This is a genomic window from Halomonas smyrnensis AAD6 (assembly GCF_000265245.1).
GTDB classification, from domain to species: Bacteria; Pseudomonadota; Gammaproteobacteria; order Pseudomonadales; family Halomonadaceae; genus Halomonas; species Halomonas smyrnensis.
The window spans coordinates 38,631-61,960 of the sequence record NZ_AJKS02000017.1 but is presented as its reverse complement, the minus strand read 5'-3'; the positions used below and the strand labels follow the sequence as shown (position 1 = coordinate 61,960).

The following is a 23,330-nucleotide window of genomic DNA, read 5'->3' as shown; positions in this document are numbered from 1 at the left end:
GGCGGATATCGAGCGCCTGCCAGCGTTCGAGCGAGCCCGCCGAGACCCGGCTCAGGCGGCGCCCGTCGAGGGTCACCGGCACCAGGTGCAGCAGCGGCGTGATGCGCCCGGTGCGGCCGACGCGGAACTCGACGCCACGCACCTCGGCCAGCGCCTCCCGGGGCGGATGCTTCCAGGCCGCGGCCCAGCCCGGCGGCTCGGCCCGCCAGCGCTGGCCGTCCGGCCGCCGCCCCTGCTTGAGCACCACGCCGTCGGTGGCGAAGGGCAGCGGGCCGCGATACCAGCGCCCGCGCAGGCGCGCCGCCTCCTCGAACGCCGCCACGGGGCGGCTCCAGCGCCGGGTGTCGGGGAAGCCCATGGCGGCGAGGCCATCGAGACGCTCGACCATGGCCGCCGGCCCGTCGGGCCAGGCCCAGACGAACAGGCCGATCTCGCCGGCCGTGGCCGCATCGAGCTCTGCCCTCGCCAGCCAGCCCGCCACCGCGCTGCGTGCCCCCGCGCTTCCCGCCTCGGCCTGGACGTGGCCGTCGAGGCGACGATAGAGCTCGCCCTGCAGCACCACGCGCTCGGGCGGCACGCCCCTCAGTCGCTCGGACACAGCGGGCAGCCGGCGCATGGTTTGCGTCCAGTCCTGGCCGCGTTCGCCATCGCCGCGGCTGATGGCTCGCGTGAGCCGCCCCTGCTCGTAGAGCAGCGTCACCGCCACGCCGTCCACCTTGGGCTGCAGCCAGGCGTCGTCGCGCCGCGCCAGCCAGGCGCGCACGGCGTCTTCGCCATCGAGCTTGGCGAGCCCGGTCTGGGCGATGGGATGGAGAAAGTCACCGGCCGGGCCGCTCGAGGGCGGCGCATCAAATGCCCGTTCGGGGAAGCAGCGGCGCCAGGCCTCGAGTCGCGCGCGAGCCTGGTCATAGACGGCATCGGAGACCGGCGAGCTACCGTCGCGGCGATAGGCGGCGTTCCAGGCGCTCAGGCGTTCGTGCAGGGCGGCGAGCTCGCGCTCGGCGCGAGGAGCCGGCCAGCTCGGGCAGTCATCGGCCGCGAGCGGGGCGGCGAACAGCCAGACCAGCAGGGCGAGATAGCGAGACATGGCGACACCGTCGGAGGGGCCTGTCCCGAGCCTAAGCAAAGGCCCCGCCCGGCGATGCCGGACGGGGCCCTCTTCTCTCGTACGAGATCGGCGACGCCTGTGGCGGTCGCCGAGCGCTTACAGGCCGGCGGCGTCGCGCAGCGCCTGGGCGCGGTCCGTCTTCTCCCAGGGGAAGGCGGTGAAGGTCTCGGTGTGCTCCTCGCCCTGGGTGTCGGTCCAGGTATAGGAGGTCTCGAACGGCTCGCGGCCGAAGTGACCGTAGGCCGCGGTCAGGCGATACATCGGGTGCAGCAGGTCGAGCATCGTGGTGATGGCGTTGGGCCGCAGGTCGAAGTGCTCGCGGACCAGCTCGATGATGCGCTCGTCGCTGATGCGGCCGGTGCCGAAGGTGTTGACCGACACCGAGGTCGGCTCGGCCACGCCGATGGCGTAGGAGACCTGGATCTCGCAGCGCTCGGCCAGGCCGGCGGCGACGATGTTCTTGGCCACGTAGCGGCCGGCGTAGGCGGCGCTGCGGTCGACCTTGGACGGGTCCTTGCCGGAGAAGGCGCCGCCGCCATGGCGGGCCATGCCGCCGTAGGTGTCGACGATGATCTTGCGCCCGGTCAGGCCGCAGTCGCCCACCGGGCCGCCGATCACGAACTTGCCGGTCGGGTTGATGTGGTACTCGGTGGTCTCGGTCAGCCACTCGGCGGGGATCACCTGCTCGATGATCTCGCGCTTGACCATCTTGCGCAGGTCTTCCTGGTCGATCTCCGGGTCGTGCTGGGTGGAGAGCACCACGGCGTCGACGGCACAGGGCTTGCCGTGCTCGTCGTAGCGGAAGGTCAGCTGGCTCTTGGCGTCCGGACGCAGCCACGGCAGCATGCCGTTGCGGCGCAGCTCGGCCTGGCGCTCCACCAGGCGGTGCGAGTAGTGGATCGGCGCCGGCATGTAGGAGTCGGTCTCGTCGCTGGCGTAGCCGAACATCAGGCCCTGGTCACCGGCGCCCTGATCCTCGGGCTTGCTGCGATCGACGCCCTGGGCGATGTCGACGCTCTGCTTGCCGATCAGGTTGAGCACGCCGCAGGTCTCGCCGTCGAAGCCGACGTCGGAGGAGGTGTAGCCGATGTCGAGGATCACCCGGCGCACCAGGTCCTCCAGGTCGACCCAGGCCGAGGTGGTGATCTCGCCGGCGACGATGGCCACGCCGGTCTTGACCATGGTCTCGCAGGCCACGCGGGCGTTGCGGTCGCGGGCGATGATGGCGTCGAGCACCGCGTCGGAGATCTGATCCGCGATCTTGTCCGGGTGCCCCTCGGAGACGGATTCGGAGGTAAACAGGGAGTATTCGCTCATGGCGTCCTCGGCCCTCAGGAAATGGGAGGAAGGCATCTGGCCCCAAGGCTCGGGCGGTGGCATGGCGCCGAGGCCCGGGCGGACCGGCTGGCAGCGGATTTTACACGCTCGCCGCGGGGCTTCCTAGCGCCGCTCGGACGCCGAGGCCGCCTGGCGCGCCCGCCGGCGCGGCGATTTGAAGGCCGCGGCCCATTCGGCGACAATGACCGCCCTGATTCGTGCGTGCCGCCCCATTTCGCGGCGCATTCCAGCCGAGATCCATGCCCGGCCACCCCCGACCGGGCTGCGTCATTGCTACTTATCTGCCGCAGGCGAGGAGCTGACCCCCATGCCGTCCCGTTTCGAACTGGCCAATGCCATTCGCGCCCTGTCCATGGACGCCGTCCAGAAGGCCAATTCCGGCCACCCCGGCGCCCCCATGGGCATGGCCGACATCGCCGAGGTGCTGTGGAACGACTACCTCCAGCACAACCCGGCCGACCCGCACTGGCCGGACCGCGACCGCTTCGTGCTGTCCAACGGCCACGGCTCCATGCTGCTCTATTCCCTGCTGCACCTCTCCGGCTACGAGCTCGGCCTGGAACAGCTGCAGAACTTCCGCCAGCTGCACGCCAAGACCGCCGGTCACCCGGAATTCGGCTACGCGCCGGGCATCGAGACCACCACCGGCCCGCTGGGCCAGGGCCTGGCCAACGCCGTGGGCATGGCGCTCGCCGAGCGCACCCTGGCGGCCCAGTTCAACCGCCCGGGCCACGAGATCGTCGACCACTACACCTACTGCTTCCTGGGTGACGGCTGCCTGATGGAAGGCGTCTCCCACGAGGTCGGCTCGCTGGCCGGCACCCAGCGGCTGGGCAAGCTGATCGCCTTCTACGACGACAACGGCATCTCCATCGACGGCGAGGTCGAGGGCTGGTTCACCGACGACACCGCCAAGCGCTTCGAGGCCTACGGCTGGCATGTGGTGCCCGCCGTCGACGGCCACAAGCCCGAGGAGGTCAAGGCCGCCATCGAGCTGGCCCGCCAGCACGACGACAAGCCGAGCCTGATCATCTGCAAGACCATCATCGGCTTCGGCGCCCCCAACAAGCAGGGCAAGGAAGAGTGCCACGGCGCCGCTTTGGGCGAGGACGAGGTCGCCGCCGCCCGTCAGCAGCTGGGCTGGTCCCACGCGCCCTTCCATGTGCCGGAAGACATCTACCAGGGCTGGGATGCCCACGAGGCCGGCGCCAGCCGCCAGGCCGAGTGGCAGGCGCGCTTCGAGCGCTACGCCGAGGCCCATCCCGAGCTGGCCCGCGAGTTCCTGCGCCGCCAGAAGGGCGAGCTGCCCGCCGAGCTGACCAGCGAGGCGATGATCCAGCAGGCCCAGGAAAAGGGCGACTCCGTCGCCAGCCGCAAGGCCTCGCTGGCCTGCCTCAACGAGCTCGGCCCGCAGCTGCCCGAACTGCTCGGCGGCAGCGCCGACCTGGCGCCGTCCAACCTGACCTTCTGGAAGGGCGCCGAGGCGATCTCTTCAGAGGCGCCGGGCGGCAACTACCTGCACTACGGCGTGCGCGAGTTCGGCATGGGCGCGATCATGAACGGCCTGGCCCTGCACGGCGGCTTCGTGCCCTACGGCGCCACCTTCCTGATCTTCATGGAGTACATGCGCAACGCCGTGCGCATGGCGGCGCTGATGGGCCAGCGCGCGGCCTATGTCTTCACCCACGACTCCATCGGCCTGGGCGAGGACGGCCCGACCCACCAGCCGGTCGAGCAGCTGACCAGCCTGCGCACTACGCCGAACCTCTCCACCTGGCGCCCCTGCGACGCCGTGGAGACCGCCGCGGCCTGGAACGCGGCCATCAAGCGTCAGGCCGGCCCGACCGCGCTGGTGCTGTCCCGCCAGGGGCTGCCGCACCAGCAGCACGACGCCCAGCAGCTGGCCGATATCCAGCGCGGCGGCTACGTGCTGAAGGACTGCGAGGGCACGCCGGAGCTGATCCTGATCGCCACCGGCTCCGAGGTCGGCCTGGCCATGGACGCCGCGGCCGTGCTCGCCGAGCAGGGCCGCGCGGTGCGCGTGGTGTCGATGCCGTCCACCGACGTCTTCGACGCCCAGGACGCCGCCTACCGCCAGGCCGTGCTGCCGGCGGAAGTGGGCAACCGCATCGCCGTCGAGGCCGGTCACCGCGACTACTGGTACAAGTACGTGGGCCTCGAGGGCCGCATCGTGGGCATGGACAGCTTCGGCGAGTCCGCCCCGGCCGGCGACCTGTTCCAGCACTTCGGCTTCACCGTGGACAACGTGGTGGGCGAGGCCGAGCAGCTGCTGGACGATGCCGACGACGACTGATCGCGACACCGTCTGCGACATCGGGAGGGTGCGGCCGCGGCCGCACCCTTTTTTTGTGCCGCCGATGCCTTGGCCCGCCCCGAGCGAGCCCCTATGATGAGGCCTCGGCCATGGCGCCTCTGTCATTGTCCATGGCCACTGTTCTCAGGGCGGGGTGAAAGTCCCCACCGGCGGTGATGGTCCCGCGCGCCTCGTTCGATACGAGCCTGCCAGCGACACGAGCCCGCGAGCGCCCGGCCCGGCCATCACGGCCGCCGGGGTCAGCAGATTCGGTGAGATCCCGAAGCCGACGGTCATAGTCCGGATGGAAGAGAACGGCACCCCAGCCGGGAAGGCGCGGGCGCGCGGCCGATGCCGCACGCCTCGTTTATCCGTCGACGGTTCCGCATGCCCTGATTCTGGTAGCTTTTTCGAGGAAGACCATGAATCAGTCGAAGTTCGAACACGCCCCCCGTATCGCCTTCATCCAGGCCAGCTGGCACAGCGACATCGTCGGCCAGGCCCGCGAGGCCTTCACCGCCACCCTCGCCGAGCAGCACGGCATCGAGGCCGACCGCATCGACGTCGTCAGCGTCGCCGGCGCCTACGAGATCCCGCTGCAGGCCAAGCTGCTGGCGAAAAGCGGCCGCTACGACGCCATCGTCGGCGCCGGCTTCGTGGTCGACGGCGGCATCTACCGCCACGACTTCGTCGCCCACGCGGTGATCGACGGCATGATGCGCGTCCAGCTGGACACCGAGGTCCCGGTGCTCTCGGTGGTGCTCACCCCGCACCACTTCCACGAACACGCCACCCACACGGCCTTCTACCACGAACACTTCGTGACCAAGGGCCGCGAGGCCGCCGACTCCTGCGCCATGACGCTCGCCAACCTGCGCGAGGCGCGCAAGCTGATCGACGCCTGAGGCGTGTCCGAGGCACGCCCCGACGGGGCGGCAACGAAAGAAGGCACGGCTTATGCCGTGCCTTCTTGCGTTTCGCCCTTTGCCGGATCAGGCCAGAGTGACGGTGTCGTCCAGGTAGACGTCCTGGATGGCGTGGAGCAGCTCGACGCCCTCGGCCATCGACTTCTGGAACGCCTTGCGGCCGGAGATCAGCCCCATGCCCCCGGCGCGCTTGTTGATCACCGCGGTACGCACCGCCTGGGCCAGGTCGCTCTCGCCGCCCGCGGCGCCGCCGGAGTTGATCAGCCCGGCGCGGCCCATGTAGCTGCTGGCCACCTGGTAGCGGGCCAGGTCGATGGGATGCTCGGAGGTCAGCTCATCGTAAACCTTGGCGTGGGTGTGGCCGAAGCCGATGTCGCGATAGCCGGCGTTGGTCTCGGCCATCTTCTGCTTGACGATGTCGGCCTTGAGGGTCGCCGCCAGGTGGATGGCCTGGCCGGTGAGGTCGGCGGCGGTGTGGTAGTCCTGGCCCTCGTGCTTGAAGGCCGGGTTGCGCAGGTAGGCCCACAGCACCGTGACCATGCCCAGCTCGTGGGCGCGCTCGAAGGCCTGGCTGATCTCGCCGATCTGGCGGCGGCTCTCGGGCGAGCCGAAGTAGATGGTCGCCCCCACCGCCGCACAGCCCATCTCGAAGGCCTGCTCGACCTGGGCAAACAGCGTCTGGTCGTAGACCGCCGGATAGGTCAGCGTCTCGTTGTGGTTGAGCTTGAGCAGCATCGGGATCTTGTGCGCGTACTGGCGCGCCACCGAGGACAGCCCGCCCAGGGTCGAGGCCACGGCGTTGCAGCCGCCCTCGATGGCCAGCTCGACGATGTTGGCCGGGTCGAAGTAGAGCGGGTTGGGCGCGAAGGAGGCACCGGCGGAGTGCTCGATGCCCTGGTCCACCGGCAGGATGCTCAGGTAACCGGTGCCGCCGAGCCGCCCCTGGTCGAACAGGGCCTGCATGTTGCGCAGCACGTGGGGCCGGCGGTCGCCGTGGGCCATGACCCGATCGACGAAGTCCGGGCCCGGTGCGTGGATCGACGCGGCCGGAATGCCGCGGCACTGGTGGGTCAGCAGGCTGTCCGCCTCGTCGCCGAGGTGTTGGGCTATGTTGGTCATCGCCGCTTTCGCTCCTTGATGGCTGGTTGTCGGGGGAGTTCGCGAGTCCCTCCCTAGCCTAGAGCAAGCGACGCGCGGCGACAGCCCGTCCACGACACGAAAGGGCCGCCGTCTCGGCGACCCCGAACCCGACTTGTCGTCGCCTCCCGCCAGCGCCTGGCGCGAGACGGCGACGGATCTCACGACGCCAGCGGCGATTCCTCGTAGGTCGGATAGTCGATGTAGCCAACGTCCGTGCCGCCGTACATGGTGGCCGGGTCGACCTCGTTCAGCGGCCATCCCCGACGCAGGCGCGCCGGCAGGTCGGGATTGGCGATGAAGGGCCGGCCGAAGGCGAACAGGTCGCCATGGCCCTGCTCCCGCATCCATGTCGCCTTCTCCGGCGTGTAGCGGCCGGCGTAGAGCAGGCGGCCGGAAAAGGCGGCGCGCGCCTCGCGGTAGAAGGCGTCCGGCAGATCCGGGGCCCTGTCCCAGTCCGCCTCGGCGATGGAGACGTAGGCCACGCCGGCCTGCTCCAGCCGCTCGATGGCCGCGATATAGGTGGCCTGCGGATCGCCCTCGACCAGCCCCAGATAGACGCGATCCTCGTCGGTGCTCTCGAACAGCGGCGAGAAGCGCACGCCCAGGCGCTCGGCGCCGACCACGCCGGCAACCGCCTCGACGATCTCTTCCAGGAAGCGCAGGCGATTGGCCAGGCTGCCGCCGTAGCGGTCGGTGCGGACGTTGGTGTGCTCGGAGATGAACTGGTTCACCAGATAGCCGTTGGCGCAGTGCAGCTCGACGCCGTCAAAGCCGGCCGCCATGGCGTTGCGCGCCGCCTGGGCGTAGAGCGCGACGAGCTCCTCCACCTCCGCCGTGGTGAGCGCCCGGGGCTCGCTCGGCTCGGCCAGCTCGCCCTCGCCCGGCCCGGTCTCGACGAACACCTTGACCGCTTCGGCGCGGATCGCCGAGGGCGCGATCGGCGCCTCGCCTCCCGGCTGCAGCGAGCGATGCGACACCCGCCCGACGTGCCACAGCTGGCAGAAGATCACGCCGCCCTTGGCGTGCACGGCGTCGGTCACCGCCTTCCAGCCCTCGATCTGCGCCTGCGAGTGAATGCCCGGCGTCCAGGCATAGCCCTGGCCCCGTGGCTCGATCTGGGTGCCCTCGGTGATCATGAAGCCGGCACCGGCGCGCTGGGCGTAGTAGCGCGCCATCCAGTCGTTCGGCACGTTGCCGGGCTGGCTGCTGCGTGAGCGCGTCAGCGGCGGCATCACGATGCGGTTCGGCAGGGTAAAGGGGCCCAGGCGGACCGTCTCGAACAGTGGGGCGTGCTGCGTATCCATTCCAACCTCCTGGCGTCTTGTCGACTCGATTCGGGTTGGGAGCTTAGGGACGCACGGATACCATTAGAAACAAAGGTTTCTTGTAAAGGCTACCAATATGAATGGTATCAACCGCCTCGACGTGAAGCAGATGCGGGTGCTCGAGGCGCTGCTGCGCGAGCGCAACCTGTCCCGGGTCGCCGCCGACATGGGGCTGACCCAGCAGGCCATCAGCGAGCAGCTGCGCAAGCTGCGGGCGCTGTTCGACGACCGGCTGTTCCTGCGCCAGGGCAACGCCATGACCGCCACGCCGCTGGCCCTCGAGCTAGGCGAGAAGGTCAGCCGGATCCTGCGCGACATCGATGCCCTGCTGACGCCCGCCGACTTCACCCCGGCGACCTACGAGGGCGTGGTGACGATCAGCGCCACCGACTATGCCAGCCAGGCGATCCTGCCCGACTTCCTGCGCCGGGTGCGGCACCAGACCCCCTCGCTGAGGCTGATCGTGAAGAACGTCCGCACCGACCAGGTCGAGCGCCAGCTGATGACCGGCGAGCTGGATCTAGCGCTGTCGTTCCCGGACTTCCTGCCCCCCAGCCTGCCTTATCTCACGCTGTTCGAGGATCGCCACATCTGCGTGGCCAGCCCCTGCTCGCCACTGCACGGACGGACCCTCGACATCGCCGAGATCGCGGCGCTGCCTCAGCTGGTGATCTCGCCCTCGCGGGCGGACCTCAAGGGCTCCCACGACCAGTGGTTCGCCCGCCAGGGGCTCGAGCGCCACATCGTGATGTCGGTGCCGAGCTTCAAGGCGGCGCCGGACGTCCTCTACACCACTGACCTGATCGCCTTCTATCCAGCCAGCCTGCTGCCCAATCCCAAGGTGGCACCGCTCGAGGTCGACTTCGCCACGCCGACCTTCGAAGCGGCGGTGGCCTGGCATCCGCGCACCCAGAACAGCACCATCCACCGCTGGATGATCGAGCTGTTGAGCCGCCCGGCGTCCGATGCCGACGCACAGCCCCCCGGCGAACGTTCGGCGGATTTCCCCCCGCCGCTCTGGCATGATGACGCCTGAGCAAGAACATCAGTCAGGGAGAACGAGGTGATCGCAGTGCTGCGCGGGTTTCTGTGGCTCACGGGGGTATGGCTGGCCGGCGAGACGCTGGTCGTGCTGCTCGACCTGCCGGTCTCGGCCGGGGTGGTGGGCATGCTGCTGATGACCGCCCTGCTGATGTTGCGCATCGGCCGGTTCGATGACATCGCCGCCGCCGGCCAGCCGCTGATCGGTCTGCTGGCGATGCTGATCATGCCCGGCGTGGTGGGGGTGTTCTTCGTCGCCGACGACTTCGCCGGCCAGTGGCTGGCCGTCGCGGTGTCGCTGGTGGTCGGTACCCTGGCCAGCGTGCTGACCACCCTGCTGCTGATGCGCCGCTGCATGCCCGCCGAGCCCGGGACGGACGCGACGCCGGGGTCCCGCTCATGAGCGACGCCCTGATGGCGGTACGCGAGGCGCTGCTGGCCACTCCGCTGTCAACCATCGCCCTGACGCTGGCCGCCTATCTCGCCGCCCTGTGGGCCGTCGAGCGCCTGGGACGCCCCAGCTGGTGCCCGGCGGTGCTGCTGGCCGCGGTGCTGGTCGCCGCCACGCTGTGGGGGCTGTCCATCGACGTCGCCGACTACCGGCGCGGCGCCGACTGGCTGATGCTGCTGCTCGGCCCGGCCACGGTGGCGCTCGGGGTGCCCCTCTACCAGCAGCTGCCCCACATCCGCGCGCTGTGGAAGCCGCTGGCGCTGAGCCTGCCCCCGGCGGCGGCCCTGGCCTCGTGCTATTCGCTGGCGCTGGCCTGGGCGCTGGGCGCCAGCCCCGAGGTGCTGGCCTCGCTGGCGCCCAAGTCGGTGACCGCGCCGATCGCGCTCGGCATCGTCGAGGGGCTCGGCGGCTCGGTGCCGCTGCTGATGGGCGGGCTGCTGCTCACCGGGGTGATGGCGACCCTGGCGGTCAGCCTGCTGGCCCCGGCGCTGGGCATTCGCGACCACCGCATCCTCGGCTTCGCCCTGGGGGTCAACGGCCATGCCATCGGCACCGTGCGCGCCTTCGAGCTGAGCCCCGCCGCCGGCGCCTTCGCGTCGCTGGGCATGAGCCTGACCGGCATCCTCACCGCCCTGTGCCTGCCGCTGGCCTGGCGACTGCTGGGCCTCTAGACGCCTCCTTCGCCAGTGGGCGACTTTCGTCGCATACGCGTGCGAGGCCGGCGCTGGCGCGCATCTCCCGGGCGCCCCGACCGGCGACGACGATCGCGAAATAGGCTAGAATCGCCGCCTCTCGCCCACCGGACTCGGGAGCCTCGGACAGGCCATGGCCCTACGCATCGCCATCAACGGTTACGGCCGCATCGGCCAGTGCGTGCTGCGCGCGCTCGTCGAGCGTGACATGCCGGAGCTCGAGGTAGTGGCCCTCAACGAGCTGTCCGGGCTCGACACCATCGCCTACCTGACCCGCTTCGACACCACTCACGGCCGCTTCCCCGGCAGCGTGGAGGTCGACGGCGAGCAGCTGGTGATCGACGGCCACCCGATCCGGGTGCTCTCCGAGGCCGATCCGGCCGCCCTGCCCTGGGCCGAGCTCGAGATCGACCTGGTGCTGGAATGCTCCGGCAGCTTCAAGGAACGCGACATCGCCGAGGCCCACCTGGCCGCCGGCGCCGCGCGCCTGCTGTTCTCCCAGCCCGCCGAGAGCGACGTCGATGCCACCATCGTCAGCGGCATCAACGACGCCGACCTGACGCCCGCATGTCGGGTGATCTCCGCCGCCTCCTGCACCACCAACTGCCTGGTGCCGGTGCTGACGGTGCTCGACGAGGCGCTGGGCCTCGACCACGGCGTCACCACCACCATTCACTCGGCGATGAACGACCAGCCGGTGATCGACGCCTATCACCAGACCGACCTGCGCCTGACGCGCTCGGCGATGCACTCCATCGTGCCGGTGGACACCGGCCTTGCCCGCGGCATCAACCGCCTGATGCCGCACCTGGCCGACCGTTTCGAGTGCCTGCACGTGCGGGTGCCGACCATCAACGTCTCGGCCATGGACCTGGCGCTCTCGGTGCGCACCGATACCGACGCCGAGACGGTCAACGCCCTGCTGCGCGAGGCCAGCGCCCGGCGGCTCGCCGGGCTGCTCGGCTACACCGAAACGCCCATGGCCTCGGTCGACTTCAACCACGATCCGCGCTCCGGTATCGTGGACGCCACCCAGACCCGGGTGGCCGGCGGCCGCCTGATCAAGATGCTGTGCTGGTTCGACAACGAGTGGGGCTTCGCCAATCGCATGCTCGACGTTGCCGGCCGCATCGCCCGACTGGGCCCGGTGCCACCCTCCGATGCCTGAGACCCCTTCGGCTTTCCCAGACGAGGAATCTGCTTCCATGAACGTGCGCAAGATGACCGACCTCGACCTCGACGGCCAGCGAGTGCTGATCCGCGAGGACCTGAACGTGCCCGTCAAGAACGGCCAGGTGACCAGCGACGCCCGTCTGCGGGCCGCCCTGCCGACCATCCAGGCGGCGCTCGAGGCCGGCGGCAAGGTGATGCTGATGAGCCACCTGGGCCGTCCCACCGAGGGCGAGCCGGCCGAGGAATTCTCGCTGGCGCCGGTGGCCGAGCATCTGGCCGGCCTGCTCGGGCGCCCGGTGCGCCTGGTCGAGGACTATCTGGAGACGGCACCCGCCTTCGAGGCCGGCGAGGTCGTGCTGCTGGAGAACGTGCGCTTCAACCAGGGCGAGAAGAAGGACGACGAGGCCCTGTCCCGGGCCTACGCCGCACTGTGCGACGTCTACGTGATGGATGCCTTCGGCACCGCCCACCGCGCCCAGGCCTCGACCCACGGCGTGGCGCGCTTCGCCCCCGCCGCCTGCGCCGGCCCGCTGCTGGCCCGGGAGCTCGAGGCGCTGGAGAAGGCCCTGGCCACCCCGAAGCGCCCGATGACCGCCATCGTCGGCGGCTCCAAGGTCTCCACCAAGCTCGAGGTGCTCAACGCGCTGTCCGAGAAGTGCGACCGCATCATCGTCGGCGGCGGCATCGCCAACACCTTCATCGCCGCGGCCGGCTACAACGTCGGCAAGTCGCTGCACGAGGCCGACCTGGTCGAGGCCGCCAAGGCGCTGATGGACAAGGTCGAGATCCCGCTGCCCAGCGACGTGGTGGTGGCCACCGAGTTCTCCGAGCACGCCTCCGCGGTGACCAAGCCGGTCGACCAGGTGGGCGATGACGAGATGATCCTCGACATCGGCCCGGAGACCGCCGCCCGGCTCGGCGAGCAGCTCAAGGCCGCCGGCACCATCCTGTGGAACGGCCCGGTCGGCGTGTTCGAGATCGACCAGTTCGGCCATGGCACCGAGGCGCTGTCCTACGCCATCGCCGAGAGCGACGGCTTCTCCATCGCCGGCGGCGGCGACACTCTGGCGGCCATCGACAAGTACGGCATCGCCGAGCGGGTCTCCTACATCTCCACCGGCGGCGGCGCCTTCCTCGAGTACGTCGAGGGCAAGGTGCTGCCGGCGGTCGCGGCCCTCGAAGCCGCCGCCGAATAATCACGAACACTGCGACGCAGGCGGCGCGGCGCGCCGCCTCACACAACAAAGGGTGACTTCATGGCACTGATCAGCATGCGCCAGATGCTGGACCACGCCGCCGAGCACGGCTACGGCATCCCGGCCTTCAACGTCAACAACCTCGAGCAGATGCGCGCCATCATGGAAGCCGCCGACGAGACCGATTCCCCGGTGATCGTCCAGGCCTCCGCCGGCGCCCGCAAGTATGCCGGCGCACCCTTCCTGCGCCACCTGATCCTGGCCGCCGTCGAGGAATTCCCGCACATCCCGGTGGTCATGCACCAGGACCACGGCACCAGCCCCGCGGTGTGCCAGCGCTCCATCCAGCTGGGCTTCTCCTCGGTGATGATGGACGGCTCGCTCGGCACCGACGGCAAGACCCCGACCAGCTACGACTACAACGTCGACGTCACCCGTCGCACCGTCGAGATGGCCCACGCCTGCGGCGTCTCCGTCGAGGGCGAGCTGGGCTGCCTGGGTAGCCTGGAGACCGGCATGGCCGGCGAGGAAGACGGCGTCGGCGCCGAGGGCAAGCTCGATCACGACCAGCTGCTGACCGACCCGGAAGAGGCCGCCGCCTTCGTCAAGGCGACCCAGGTGGACGCCCTGGCGATCGCCATCGGCACCAGCCACGGCGCCTACAAGTTCACCCAGCCGCCCACCGGCGACACCCTCTCCATCCAGCGCATCAAGGAGATCCATGCCCGCATCCCCGAGACCCACTTGGTGATGCACGGCTCCTCCTCCGTGCCCCAGGAGTGGCTCGAGGTGATCAACGAGTTCGGCGGCGCCATCCCCGAGACCTACGGCGTGCCGGTCGAGGAGATCGTCGAGGGCATCAAGCACGGCGTGCGCAAGGTCAACATCGACACCGACCTGCGCCTGGCCTCCACCGGCGCGGTGCGTCGCTTCCTGGCCGAGAACCCGGCCGAGTTCGACCCGCGCAAGTTCCTCAAGGTCAGCACCGCGGCCATGAAGGAGGTCTGCAAGGCCCGCTACGAGGCCTTCGGCACCGCCGGCCAGGCCAGCAAGATCAAGCCGATCAACCTGGAAGAGATGTTCCTGCGCTACGAGCGCGGCGAACTGGACCCGCGCGTCAAGTAAGCGTCCCCGCCCCGCCGGCCTCCGTGCCGGCGGGCGTCATGCGAGCCCCGCCATGCACAACCTGTGGATTCCCGTGGCCGCCATCCTGCTCGTCGCCGGCCTGATCTTCGGCGGCCAGTGGATGGCCGACAACGACCGCGACGACCGGATCGCCGAGCGTATCGCCGAGCGCCTCGAGGCCCAGGACGACGTCGGGCTCGAGCGCCTGCTCGAGGTGAACAAGGGCTACGGCCTGTGCGGCGACGCCGTGCGCGCCGAGCGCCCCGTCCTGCCGTTCTACTACCACACCGTCACCGAGCAGCTGGCACTGGGCGCCGACGCCCCGGCCTACCGCGAGAACTGCGGCCGCCACGCCGCGCCCTGAGACGCGCGACCGCCGGTCTCGGCCTCACCCTGACGTGTCTGCCTAGAGATAGCGCGCCCGGAAGTGCCACTCTCCGGGGCCGATATCGTTATGGATCGCCGCCACGATATCGGGGTCGAGGGCCGGGTCGTCCAGGTCATAGAGGCCGCACTGCGCCAGCGCCTGGCGCGGGGTGACCGTGTCGGCGATGCGCTCGTAGACCACCCGCACGCCGCAGGGCATGCGCTCGCTGCTGTCGGCCACGCCCAGCTTGAGCCCGCTGAGACGCGAGACGTGACTCTTGAAGCTGGGGAAGAGGATGGTCTGGGTCATCTCGTGGCCGTTGAGCGACTCGTGGTCGGCCAGGAACAGGCGATCGGTCAGCAGCAGCGCCACGCCCTGGTAGCGGTTGTGCCAGTGGCGACCGCCGGCGCGGGGCGGCATGCGTTCGGTGCGCTGGTAGAGCACGTCCTCGCCGCGCCGCTCGAGGCAGACCAGGGTGCACAGCACCTGGCCGGGCCGCGACATGGCCAGGTAATACTCGTGGTAGCAGCCGAGATAGCGCGACATGCCCTGACGCCCCTGCTCGAGCAGCGCGGCGGGCAGCCCCAGCGACGGCGCTCGCTCGGGCGCCTCGCCGTCCGGCGTCGGCTGCAGCCGCACCAGCGAGCGGAACTCGTCGTGGGGCAGCAGGATTTCGTGCACCTCGACGCCGAAGAAGTCGCAGATGCGGCGCATGGTGTTGTTGGCGGGCTTGTAGCGGCCGCTGAGGTAGCGGTTGAACTGCGCCCGGTTGATGTCGAGCCGACGGCACACTTCGGCGATGGAGCGGTAGTAGCTGCACAGCAGCCGGAGGTTGGCCGCGAAGTCGTCATGCATGTCGGTGGGTTCCTCTGAGGCGCTCGCCCCGAAATGGTGCAGCCTGGTGCACTGGGTGCGGCGCATGGTGCGCCAGGGCGCACCATAGCGTCAAATCCCATCGCGCTTTGAGCCTGCTTAAATCCCACGCACCGCGAATAATGCCAAAAAGGAGACTTCTCGATGTTGGCTTTCCTCAACGACCTGCTATGGGGCAAGGTCCTGATCGTGCTGCTGATCGCCGTGGGCATCGGCTTCACCGTGGCCTCGCGCTTCGTGCAGTTCCGCTACTTCGGCCGCATGTTCCGCATCCTGGGCGCCAGCCAGGCCTTCAAGAAGGACAAGCACGGCCACCTGAGCTCCTTCCAGGCGCTGGTGCTGTCGGTGGCCGGCCGGGTCGGCGGCGGCAACATCGCCGGCGTCGCCGTGGCCATCACCCTGGGCGGCCCCGGCGCGGTGTTCTGGATGTGGGTCGTCGGCCTGATGGGGATGGCCACCAGCTTCCTCGAGTGCACCCTGGCGCAGACCTACAAGACCGCCGAGGGCGACGGCACCTATCGCGGCGGCCCGGCCTACTACATCTCCCGCGGCCTCGGCCGCCGGTGGAACTGGCTGGCCGGCATCTACTCGGCGCTGCTGCTGGTGACCTTCGGCTTCGCCTTCACCGCCCTGCAGTCCTATTCCGTGGCCACCTCCTTCGGCGATGCCTTCGGCGTGCCGGTGCTCTACAGCGGTCTCGGCCTGGCGCTGCTCGTTGGCCTGATCATCTTCGGCGGCATCAAGCGCATCGCCCGCATCTCCGAGTTCCTGGTGCCGATCATGGCCGGCGGCTATCTGCTGATCGCGCTGGTGGTGCTGGCCCTGAACATCACCCAGATCCCCGACGTGATCGCGCTGATCGTGAAGAGCGCCTTCGGCCTCGAGCCGGCCGTCGGCGGCGGCATCGGCGCGGCCATCATGATGGGCCTCAAGCGCGGCCTGTTCTCCAATGAGGCCGGCCTCGGCAGCGCGCCCAACGTGGCGGCCGTGGCCTACGTGCCGCACCCGGCCAACCAGGGCATCGTGCAGGCCTTCTCGGTGTTCATCGACACCGTGATCATCTGCTCCGCCACCGCCTTCGTGATCCTGCTGAGCGGCGTCTATGAAACGGGCGCCGGCGTCGACGTGGCGGGCATCGCCCTGACCCAGGCCGCCCTGGCCGACCACGTCGGCGAATGGGGCCGCACCTTCGTCAGCATCGCGCTGCTGCTGTTCGCCTTCAGCACCATCCTCTACAACTACTATCTGGGCGAGAACAGCCTGAACTTCTTCAGCCGCCGCAATCAGGGCCTGTTCAATGCCTTCCGCGTGACCATCGTGCTGCTGGTCTGCTGGGGCGCCACCACCGACCTGGGCACCGCGTTCGGCTTCGCCGACGTGACCATGGGCCTGCTGGCGGTGGCCAACCTGATCGCCCTGATCATGCTGTTCAAGCCGGGCCTGCGCATCCTGCGCGACTTCGACGGCCAGATGCGCAATGGCATCGAGCAGCCGGTGTTCAACGCCAAGGATCACCCGGAGATGGACCTGGATCCCAAGTCCTGGGAGCTCGAACCCGAAGACCTCGAGCGCGCCCACCGGGCGCTCGGCAACACCCCGGCCGGCGCCAGGGAATAATGCCCCGCGGCACCCGCCTGCCGGCTTCCCGGTAGCCCTCCGGCCCCGCCTGACCAGGCGGGGCCGGCTCGTTTCCGCCCCGTGAACGGCGCGGGTCGAGCGAGCGACATCCTTCGACACGCGGCTCGCTAACAGGGCGCCGCCCGGCGAGACCGGAGCCGGCATCCGGCCCCAGCGGGGCGAGGACAACGTCGAGATCAACGGCGTCGCGCCTGCCCGTCGCCGGGGCCCCGACTCACCGGGGCCCCCAGGCTAGTCCTTCAGGTGCTCCAGGGCGCGCCGGGGACGACGACGCTCGCCACGGCGGCGCTCCTCATCGCCCAGGCGGTTGCCGACCACCCGGGCCATCCCGACCAGGGCGCCGCTCGCCATGCCCCAGGCCAGGGCCTCCCGCCAGTGCGTGTCGCGACGCCCCGGATTCTCCGGCGGGGCCGCGCCGGCCGTCTTGCGGTAGGCCTCCCTGGCGGTGTGCCGGGTCAACAGGCTGGCGCCGATGACGGCCGTGTAGCCGGCCATCGACCAGAGCATTTTCCGTTTCATGACTTGACTGCCTCCGGTGGTACGCTGTGGACTAGCGGTCCCGTGCCGCCCCTCCTGAGTATCATGGCAGGGCGACGCCAGCATAGCCCACCCCTCTCGGCAGGAGCCGACATGCCCGACACCCTCAGCCCACCGCCGCCAGGCACCCGGCGACCGGCGTCGCGACGGCCCCGGACACCATCCCCCACGACGAGGGCCTTTCCTTGCTGGCAGATCTGACCCTCGGCAGCGCCGTCGTCCTGTTTCTCGGCTGCACCCTGGTGATCGGCGTGGCCGGCACGCGGCTGACGCACATCGTCGACGACCTGGCCGACCGTACCGGCCTCGGCGAGGCCATCGCCGGCGCCGTGCTGCTGGGCATGGCCACCTCGCTGTCGGGGCTGGTGCTATCGGTCTCGGCGGCGCTGGCCGATCGCCCCACCCTGGCGATGAGCAACGCCCTGGGCGGCATCGCCGTGCAGACGCTGTTCCTGACCATCGCCGACCTGACCCACCGCCGCGCCAACCTGGAGCATGCCGCCGCCTCCATCGGCAACCTGATGCAGGGCGGCCTGCTGCTGTGCCTGCTGGCGCTGGTACTGGTGGGCCGCTTCGCCCCGGAGTGGACGCTGTGGCAGGTGCATCCGATCACGCCGCTGATCGTGATCGGCTACCTGTTCGGGCTGCGGCTGGCCGATCGCACCCGGACTCGCCCCATGTGGCAGCCGGCCCAGACCCGGGAGACCACGCCGGACGTGCCGGACGATCAGGCGCAGACCCGCTCGGCGCGGCGGCTATGGCTGAGCTTCGCGGGGCTGGCGCTGGTGCTCGGCGCCAGCGGCTGGCTGCTGGAGGGCGTGGCCTCGGTGATCGCCGAGGACACCGGCCTCGGCCAGTCGGTGGTGGGCGTGTTGATGACCGCGGTGGTCACCTCGCTGCCCGAACTGGTCACCTCGGTGGCGGCGGTGCGCCGCGGCGCGCTGACCCTGGCCGTGGCCGGCATCATCGGCGGCAACGCCTTCGACACCCTGTTCGTGGCCGCCTCGGACATGGCCTACCGCGGCGGCTCGATCTACCACGCCATGCCCGACGGCGTGGCGCTGTGGGTGGCGATCTCGCTGCTGATGACCGCCATCCTGATGGTCGGCATGATCCATCGCGAGCGCCTGGGGCCCGGCCGCATCGGCTTCGAGAGCCTGGCCATCGCCGGCTGCTATCTGGCCGGGGCGGCGATGCTGGTGATGGCGCCGGGCTGATTCCGCCCGCTACGGGACGAATGTGCAGCAAAGATTGAATTGAAAAACACTGTTCACAAAGTCGCGGAAATGGTCTTAAACTAAAGGTGTACGCTGCCGATATGACACAATAGCGTTAAAGCCGAATGACACGCCCGCGAGGTTACCGGTGATGGCCCGCCCCCTCTGCCTACTCTTCGATTGCGATGGCACCCTGGTCGACAGCGAGCCCCTGCTCGCTGCCGAGATGGAAACCAGCCTGACCGCCGCCGGCCTGCCCTTCCAGGCCAGCGACTACGTCGGCGAGTTCCGCGGCGCCCGCTTCCGTCATATCGTCGCCGAACTGGAGAGCCGCCACGGCGCCGTCGACCCGGACCGCCTCGAGGTGCTGGAGCGCGACATGCGCGCCAACCTCAACCGCCGCCTGGCCACCGACCTGTTGCCGATCACCGGCGCCGCCGAGGCGCTGGTCGCCCTGTCCGGCCACCCCATGGGCGTGGTCTCCAACGGGCCGATCAACAAGATCCGCACCTCGCTGCTGGCCACCAATCTCGAGCCGGTTTTCGGCGATCACCTGTTCAGCGCCTACGAGGCGCAGTGCTGGAAGCCCGACCCCTGCCTGTATCGCCACGCCGGTGCCATGCTGGGCTACGCCCCCGAGGACTGCGTGGCCATCGATGACGCCCTGGTCGGCGTCCAGGCGGCGCTGAACGCCGGCATGACGGTGATCCATCTCAACCGCTTCCCCGACGCCGAAGAGACGCCGGAGGGCGCCATCATGATCACCAGCATGTTCCAGCTGCCCACCGTGATCGCCCGCCTGGAACACGACCGCCAGCGCTCGCTGTCGCGGGCCTGAGACGCACCTCTCTACCATGGTCTAATCGCGTCGGACTTGTCATGTCACGAGGCCTGCCACTAACGTTGGGAACGTTCCCATTTTTCCTGGTGCCTCTTCATGACCGCTCCAACACGCCGAACCGGCGCCACCATCCTGGAAGTCGCCCGCGACGCCGGCGTCTCCAAGACCAGCGTCTCCCGCTATTTCGGCGATGAGCGCAGCCGGCTGTCGCCCGACCTGCAGCGGCGCATCGCCGCCAGCGCCGGCCGGCTCGGCTATCGGCCCAACCGGATCGCGCGCGGGCTCAAGGGCGGGCAGTCGGGGCTGATCGGCATGCTGGTCGCCGACATCCGCAACCCCTTCTCGGTGGCGGTGATGCACGGAATCGAGCAGGCCTGTCGCGCCCACGGCTTCTCGCTGATGGTCTGCAATACCGACAACGACCCCGTTCAGGAGCGCGATCATCTGGCGCTGCTGGCGTCATACCGTGTCGAAGGGCTGGTGCTCAACGTCGCCGGCCACCCCGGCGAGGAGCTCGCGGCCCTGGCCGATCGGGACACGCCGCTGGTGCTGCTCGACCGCTCGCTGGGCGAGCTCGAGGCGGACATGGTCGGGCTCGACAACGACCGTGCCATCGACGCGGCCCTGGACCACCTGCACGGCCAGGGCTACGGCGAGCTGCTGTACGTCAGCGAGCCGCCGGAACGGGCCAGCTCGCGCCAGCGCCGCCTGGAGCGCTTCCGCGCGCGGCTCGACGCCGAAGGGCTGACGGGTGATGCCTGCTGCCTGCCGCTCGACGACACCCCGGCCCTGGAGCACGCCATCGCCGACTTCCTCGACCGCCCGGCCACCGCCCCCAGGGCCCTGTTGTGCGCCAACGGCAACGTCACCCTGGCGGTCATGCGCGTGCTGCAGGCCCGCGGCGACACCCTCGGCACCACCGGCCTGATGGGCATCGACGAACTCGACTGGTGCGGCCTGGTCGGCCCCGGCATCACCACCCTCGCCCAGCCCACCGAGGCGATCGGCCGGGCCGCCATGGACAGCCTGCTGGAGCGCCTGACCGATACCCGGCGCCCGCCTCGGCAGGTGCGTTTCTCGCCGACCCTGATCGCCCGCGGCTCGACCCGCCGCTGACACCAAGGAGACCTTCCACGTGACCGACTCCCCCGCACCCACTGCTCACCCGAGGATGGGAACGTTACCATCCGCCTTTCGGGCACATCCCGACATGCCATCCGTGCTGGTAGCCACCTCGGCCTTCGGCCATCGCATGATCGCCGAGCAGGGGCAGGCCGCCATGCTGCCCTGCCTGAGTGACGCTGGTGCCGACGGCGTCGAGATCCGACGAGAGCTGCTTCCGGAAGACTTCGATGACTTCGACGCGCTGGGGCGCGCCTGCAACGAACATGGGCTGACCGTGGTCTATTCTGCCGCCGACGAGCTCTGGTCGGGCGATATGCTCTCGCCGAGCCTGCCGGCACGGCTGGACGAGGCCGCGGCCCTTGGCGCCGTGGCGATCAAGCTGTCGCTGGGCCGCTATACCGGCACCACAACCGACACCTGGCAGCGCCTGTCGGCGCTGATCGCCGACAGCCCGGTCGCCTGGGTCATGGTGGAAAACGATCAGACCCGCGATGGCGGCATCGTCGCCCCGCTGCTGGCCTGCCTGGAAGATGCCGCAGGCGCCGGCTGCCCGCTCCACATGACCTTCGACATCGGCAACTGGCACTGGACCGGCGACGATCCTGTCCTGGCCGCCGACCGGCTGGGACGCTTCGTCGCCTACGTCCACTGCAAGGGGATCGTCTTCGAGCAGGGGCGTCCCCATGCCAGCGTGCCGGATCTTGCCGAGATGCAGGCCTGGCAGCAGCTGATGTCGCATTTCCCTCGTGGCGTGCCCCGGGCCATCGAATACCCACTGCAAGCCCCCGAGCTCACGGGCTTCGTGCGCGAGCAGCTGGAACGCCTGCGCGCCCTCTGACCCTCACTGGACATTTCCTGCCACATGACTGGAGAGCCTCGCATGTCGACACCCCAAGCCGCTCCCGAGATCCTCGCCTTCGGCGAGGCCATGACACTCTTCGTCGCCGAGGCCGCCGGCGAGCTGGCCGAGGTCGAGACCTTCCGGCGCCGCATCGCCGGCGCGGACACCAACGTCGCCATCGGCCTCGCCCGCCTCGGGTTTCACGTCGGCTGGCTGAGCCGGGTCGGCGACGACGCCTTCGGCCACTACATCCGTCGCACCCTGGAGGCCGAAGGCCTGGACTGCCGCCACCTGACACCCACGCCGGACGCCGCCACCGGGCTGGTGTTCAAGGAACGCGCCGAAGACGGCGCCGACCCCCACGTGGAGTACTTCCGGCGCGGCAGCGCCGCCAGCCGCCTGGGCCCGGACGATGCAAACGCGGTCGACTTCGCCGCCGCCCGCCACCTGCACGCCACCGGCATTCCCCCGGCGCTCTCGGCGAGCTGCCGCGAACTGACCTGGCACATGCTCGAGCGAGCGCGACAGGCCGGCGCCAGCATCTCCTTCGACCCCAACCTGCGCCCCTCGCTGTGGGCCAGCGAGGCCGAGATGCGCGACACCCTGAACGCCATGGCCGGCCATGCCGACTGGGTGCTGCCCGGCCTGGCCGAGGGGCAGCGGCTGACCGGACTGGAGACGCCCCACGATATCGCCGGCTTCTACCTCGATCGGGGCGCCCGGGCGGTCATCATCAAGCTGGGGCCTGAAGGCAGCTACTATCGCGGCAGCTTGGCCGGCAGCGACGAACAGTACAGCGTCCCCGGCGTCGACGTGCGCGAGGTCATCGACACCGTGGGCGCCGGCGATGGCTTCGCCGTCGGGGTGATCAGCGCCCTTCTCGATGGACGTTCCCCCCGCGAGGCACTGCAGCGCGGCAACCTGATCGGCGCCCTCGCCGTACAGGTGCCCGGCGACATGGAGGGGCTCCCCCATCGCGAGCGCCTGTCCACGCTCGAATCCGCATCGCTTACCACGACCTGAGGAGATTCCCATGCAGAAACGTATCGTCGTCTATCGCCGCCTGCCCGAGGCGCTGCTGGCCGAACTGAAGCGCGACTTCCATGTGGATGACTTCGGTCATCTCGAGAACTTCGAGGATCCGGCCTTTCGCGCCGCCCTGAAGGAAGCGCACGGGCTGGTCGGCGCCAGCCAGAAGATCACCCCCGAGATCCTCGACGCCGCGCCTCACCTGGAGGCCATCGCCAGCGTTTCGGTGGGCGTCGACAATTATCCGGTGGACGAGCTGACCCGGCGGGGCATCCTGCTGTGCAACACGCCGGACGTGCTGACCGAGACCACCGCCGACACCGGTTTCCTGCTGATCATGGCCACCGCACGCCGCGCCGTGGAGCTGGCCGATTTCGTGCGCCGCGGCGAGTGGCAGGCCAGCCTCGGCGCATCGCACTTCGGCAGCGACGTTCACGGCAAGACACTGGGCATGGTCGGCATGGGCCGTATCGGCGCCGCCATCGCCCGGCGCGGCGCCCTGGGCTTCGGCATGCGTATCCTCTATTCCAACGCCTCACCGAAGCCGGCGCTGGAAGAAGAACTGGGGGCCCGGCGCCGCGGGCTGGACGAGCTGCTCGGCGAGGCCGATTTCGTCTGCGTCACCGTCCCCCTTAGCCCCGAGACCGAGCGGCTGATCGGCCAGCGCGAGCTCGGTCTGATGCGCGATTCGGCCATCTTCGTCAACATCGCCCGCGGCGGGGTGGTCGACGAGGCGGCCCTGATCGAGGCGCTGGACGCCGGCAGGATCCGCGCCGCCGGGCTGGACGTCTTCGAGCGGGAACCGCTGCCGGCGGACTCGCCGTTGCCCCACATGGCCAACGTGGTGGCGCTGCCGCACATCGGCTCGGCCACCCATGAGACGCGCCACGCCATGGCCCGGCGCGCGGTGGACAACATCCGCCTGGCCCTCTCCGGCGAGCGCCCCCTCAGCCCCGTCAATGAAGACGCCCGGCCACTCTGACGCGTCATGTCTCCGTCGCCGGCCGCTCTTCGACGAAAGACGAGTTGGTGA

The 23,330-nt window shown here is 69.8% G+C and carries 21 protein-coding genes, 1 pseudogene and 1 riboswitch; of the genes and pseudogenes, 16 read left to right on the top strand and 6 right to left on the bottom strand.

Translation table 11 applies throughout. The annotated features are described in order from the left end of the window. Window positions 1-1,087 (bottom strand): annotated as a pseudogene (locus tag UYS_RS0214680) (NAD-dependent DNA ligase LigB); the annotation flags it as partial. A 117-nt stretch (window positions 1,088-1,204) separates the two neighbouring features. Beyond that, window positions 1,205-2,425, bottom strand: coding sequence for a methionine adenosyltransferase (gene metK, locus UYS_RS0214675; RefSeq protein WP_016856279.1), 1,221 nt, complete (start codon window positions 2,423-2,425; stop codon window positions 1,205-1,207). Between the two features lie 328 nt (window positions 2,426-2,753). Between metK and tkt the strand changes: the two genes are divergently transcribed. After that, window positions 2,754-4,760 carry a transketolase gene (gene tkt / locus UYS_RS0214670; protein ID WP_016856278.1) on the top strand — a complete coding sequence of 669 codons (2,007 nt, stop codon included), beginning with the start codon at window positions 2,754-2,756 and terminating at the stop codon, window positions 4,758-4,760. Between the two features lie 136 nt (window positions 4,761-4,896). After that, a riboswitch (FMN riboswitch) is annotated at window positions 4,897-5,080 on the top strand. A gap of 102 nt (window positions 5,081-5,182) precedes the next feature. Further along, entirely contained in the window at window positions 5,183-5,665 is a 483-nt protein-coding gene (locus UYS_RS0214665; RefSeq protein WP_016856277.1) for a 6,7-dimethyl-8-ribityllumazine synthase, read from the top strand. Window positions 5,666-5,752: 87 nt separating this feature from the next. Here the strand turns inward: UYS_RS0214665 and UYS_RS0214660 are convergent, their stop codons facing one another. Both UYS_RS0214660 and UYS_RS0214655 read right to left on the bottom strand, forming a co-directional pair. Further along, window positions 5,753-6,805 carry a class I fructose-bisphosphate aldolase gene (locus tag UYS_RS0214660; protein ID WP_016856276.1) on the bottom strand — a complete coding sequence of 351 codons (1,053 nt, stop codon included), beginning with the start codon at window positions 6,803-6,805 and terminating at the stop codon, window positions 5,753-5,755. A gap of 179 nt (window positions 6,806-6,984) precedes the next feature. Beyond that, window positions 6,985-8,130: an alkene reductase gene (locus UYS_RS0214655; protein ID WP_016856275.1), complete on the bottom strand. Its 1,146-nt coding sequence runs from the start codon at window positions 8,128-8,130 to the stop codon at window positions 6,985-6,987. Between the two features lie 97 nt (window positions 8,131-8,227). On the opposite strand from UYS_RS0214655, the gene UYS_RS0214650 reads away from it, so the two are divergent. The 7 genes from UYS_RS0214650 (at window position 8,228) to UYS_RS0214620 (ending at window position 14,193) form a co-directional block, all read left to right on the top strand. Continuing rightward, complete coding sequence (locus tag UYS_RS0214650) at window positions 8,228-9,187, top strand: LysR family transcriptional regulator (RefSeq protein ID WP_016856274.1); 960 nt, start codon at window positions 8,228-8,230, stop codon at window positions 9,185-9,187. Between the two features lie 30 nt (window positions 9,188-9,217). Beyond that, window positions 9,218-9,595, top strand: coding sequence for a CidA/LrgA family protein (locus tag UYS_RS0214645; protein WP_040478631.1), 378 nt, complete (start codon window positions 9,218-9,220; stop codon window positions 9,593-9,595). Continuing rightward, window positions 9,592-10,314: an LrgB family protein gene (locus UYS_RS0214640; protein ID WP_016856272.1), complete on the top strand. Its 723-nt coding sequence runs from the start codon at window positions 9,592-9,594 to the stop codon at window positions 10,312-10,314. The genes UYS_RS0214645 and UYS_RS0214640 overlap by 4 nt, the downstream gene beginning before the upstream one ends. A gap of 154 nt (window positions 10,315-10,468) precedes the next feature. Next, the gene (locus tag UYS_RS0214635) at window positions 10,469-11,503 is read left to right on the top strand and encodes a type I glyceraldehyde-3-phosphate dehydrogenase (protein ID WP_016856271.1); all 1,035 of its coding nucleotides are present in this window, start codon (window positions 10,469-10,471) and stop codon (window positions 11,501-11,503) included. A 37-nt stretch (window positions 11,504-11,540) separates the two neighbouring features. Next, on the top strand, window positions 11,541-12,704 hold the full coding sequence (locus tag UYS_RS0214630) for a phosphoglycerate kinase (RefSeq protein WP_016856270.1): 1,164 nt from the start codon (window positions 11,541-11,543) through the stop codon (window positions 12,702-12,704). Between the two features lie 60 nt (window positions 12,705-12,764). Beyond that, on the top strand, window positions 12,765-13,829 hold the full coding sequence (gene fba, locus UYS_RS0214625) for a class II fructose-bisphosphate aldolase (RefSeq protein WP_016856269.1): 1,065 nt from the start codon (window positions 12,765-12,767) through the stop codon (window positions 13,827-13,829). A 52-nt stretch (window positions 13,830-13,881) separates the two neighbouring features. Next, a complete protein-coding gene (locus UYS_RS0214620) occupies window positions 13,882-14,193 on the top strand; it encodes a hypothetical protein (protein ID WP_016856268.1) in 312 nt (103 codons plus the stop codon). Window positions 14,194-14,235: 42 nt separating this feature from the next. Here UYS_RS0214620 and UYS_RS0214615 read toward each other — a convergent pair whose 3' ends face one another. Further along, a complete protein-coding gene (locus tag UYS_RS0214615; RefSeq protein ID WP_016856267.1) occupies window positions 14,236-15,051 on the bottom strand; it encodes a helix-turn-helix transcriptional regulator in 816 nt (271 codons plus the stop codon). A gap of 162 nt (window positions 15,052-15,213) precedes the next feature. Between UYS_RS0214615 and UYS_RS0214610 the strand changes: the two genes are divergently transcribed. Continuing rightward, on the top strand, window positions 15,214-16,686 hold the full coding sequence (locus UYS_RS0214610; protein ID WP_016856266.1) for an alanine/glycine:cation symporter family protein: 1,473 nt from the start codon (window positions 15,214-15,216) through the stop codon (window positions 16,684-16,686). 252 nt (window positions 16,687-16,938) lie between these two features. Here UYS_RS0214610 and UYS_RS17525 read toward each other — a convergent pair whose 3' ends face one another. Continuing rightward, window positions 16,939-17,226: a DUF4235 domain-containing protein gene (locus UYS_RS17525; RefSeq protein ID WP_202802785.1), complete on the bottom strand. Its 288-nt coding sequence runs from the start codon at window positions 17,224-17,226 to the stop codon at window positions 16,939-16,941. A gap of 203 nt (window positions 17,227-17,429) precedes the next feature. Between UYS_RS17525 and UYS_RS0214600 the strand changes: the two genes are divergently transcribed. The 6 genes from UYS_RS0214600 (at window position 17,430) to UYS_RS0214575 (ending at window position 23,279) form a co-directional block, all read left to right on the top strand. After that, entirely contained in the window at window positions 17,430-18,461 is a 1,032-nt protein-coding gene (locus tag UYS_RS0214600) for a sodium:calcium antiporter (RefSeq protein ID WP_016856264.1), read from the top strand. A gap of 151 nt (window positions 18,462-18,612) precedes the next feature. Then, window positions 18,613-19,299, top strand: a complete 687-nt coding sequence (locus UYS_RS0214595; protein WP_016856263.1) for an HAD family hydrolase — start codon at window positions 18,613-18,615, stop codon at window positions 19,297-19,299. A 99-nt stretch (window positions 19,300-19,398) separates the two neighbouring features. Then, a complete protein-coding gene (locus UYS_RS0214590) occupies window positions 19,399-20,418 on the top strand; it encodes a LacI family DNA-binding transcriptional regulator (protein WP_016856262.1) in 1,020 nt (339 codons plus the stop codon). A 94-nt stretch (window positions 20,419-20,512) separates the two neighbouring features. Further along, window positions 20,513-21,265 (top strand): sugar phosphate isomerase/epimerase family protein, encoded by a 753-nt coding sequence (locus tag UYS_RS0214585; protein ID WP_016856261.1) that lies wholly within the window; start codon window positions 20,513-20,515, stop codon window positions 21,263-21,265. Window positions 21,266-21,307: 42 nt separating this feature from the next. Then, window positions 21,308-22,291: a sugar kinase gene (locus tag UYS_RS0214580; RefSeq protein ID WP_016856260.1), complete on the top strand. Its 984-nt coding sequence runs from the start codon at window positions 21,308-21,310 to the stop codon at window positions 22,289-22,291. Window positions 22,292-22,301: 10 nt separating this feature from the next. Then, a complete protein-coding gene (locus tag UYS_RS0214575; RefSeq protein ID WP_016856259.1) occupies window positions 22,302-23,279 on the top strand; it encodes a 2-hydroxyacid dehydrogenase in 978 nt (325 codons plus the stop codon). Window positions 23,280-23,330: the final 51 nt, after the last annotated feature.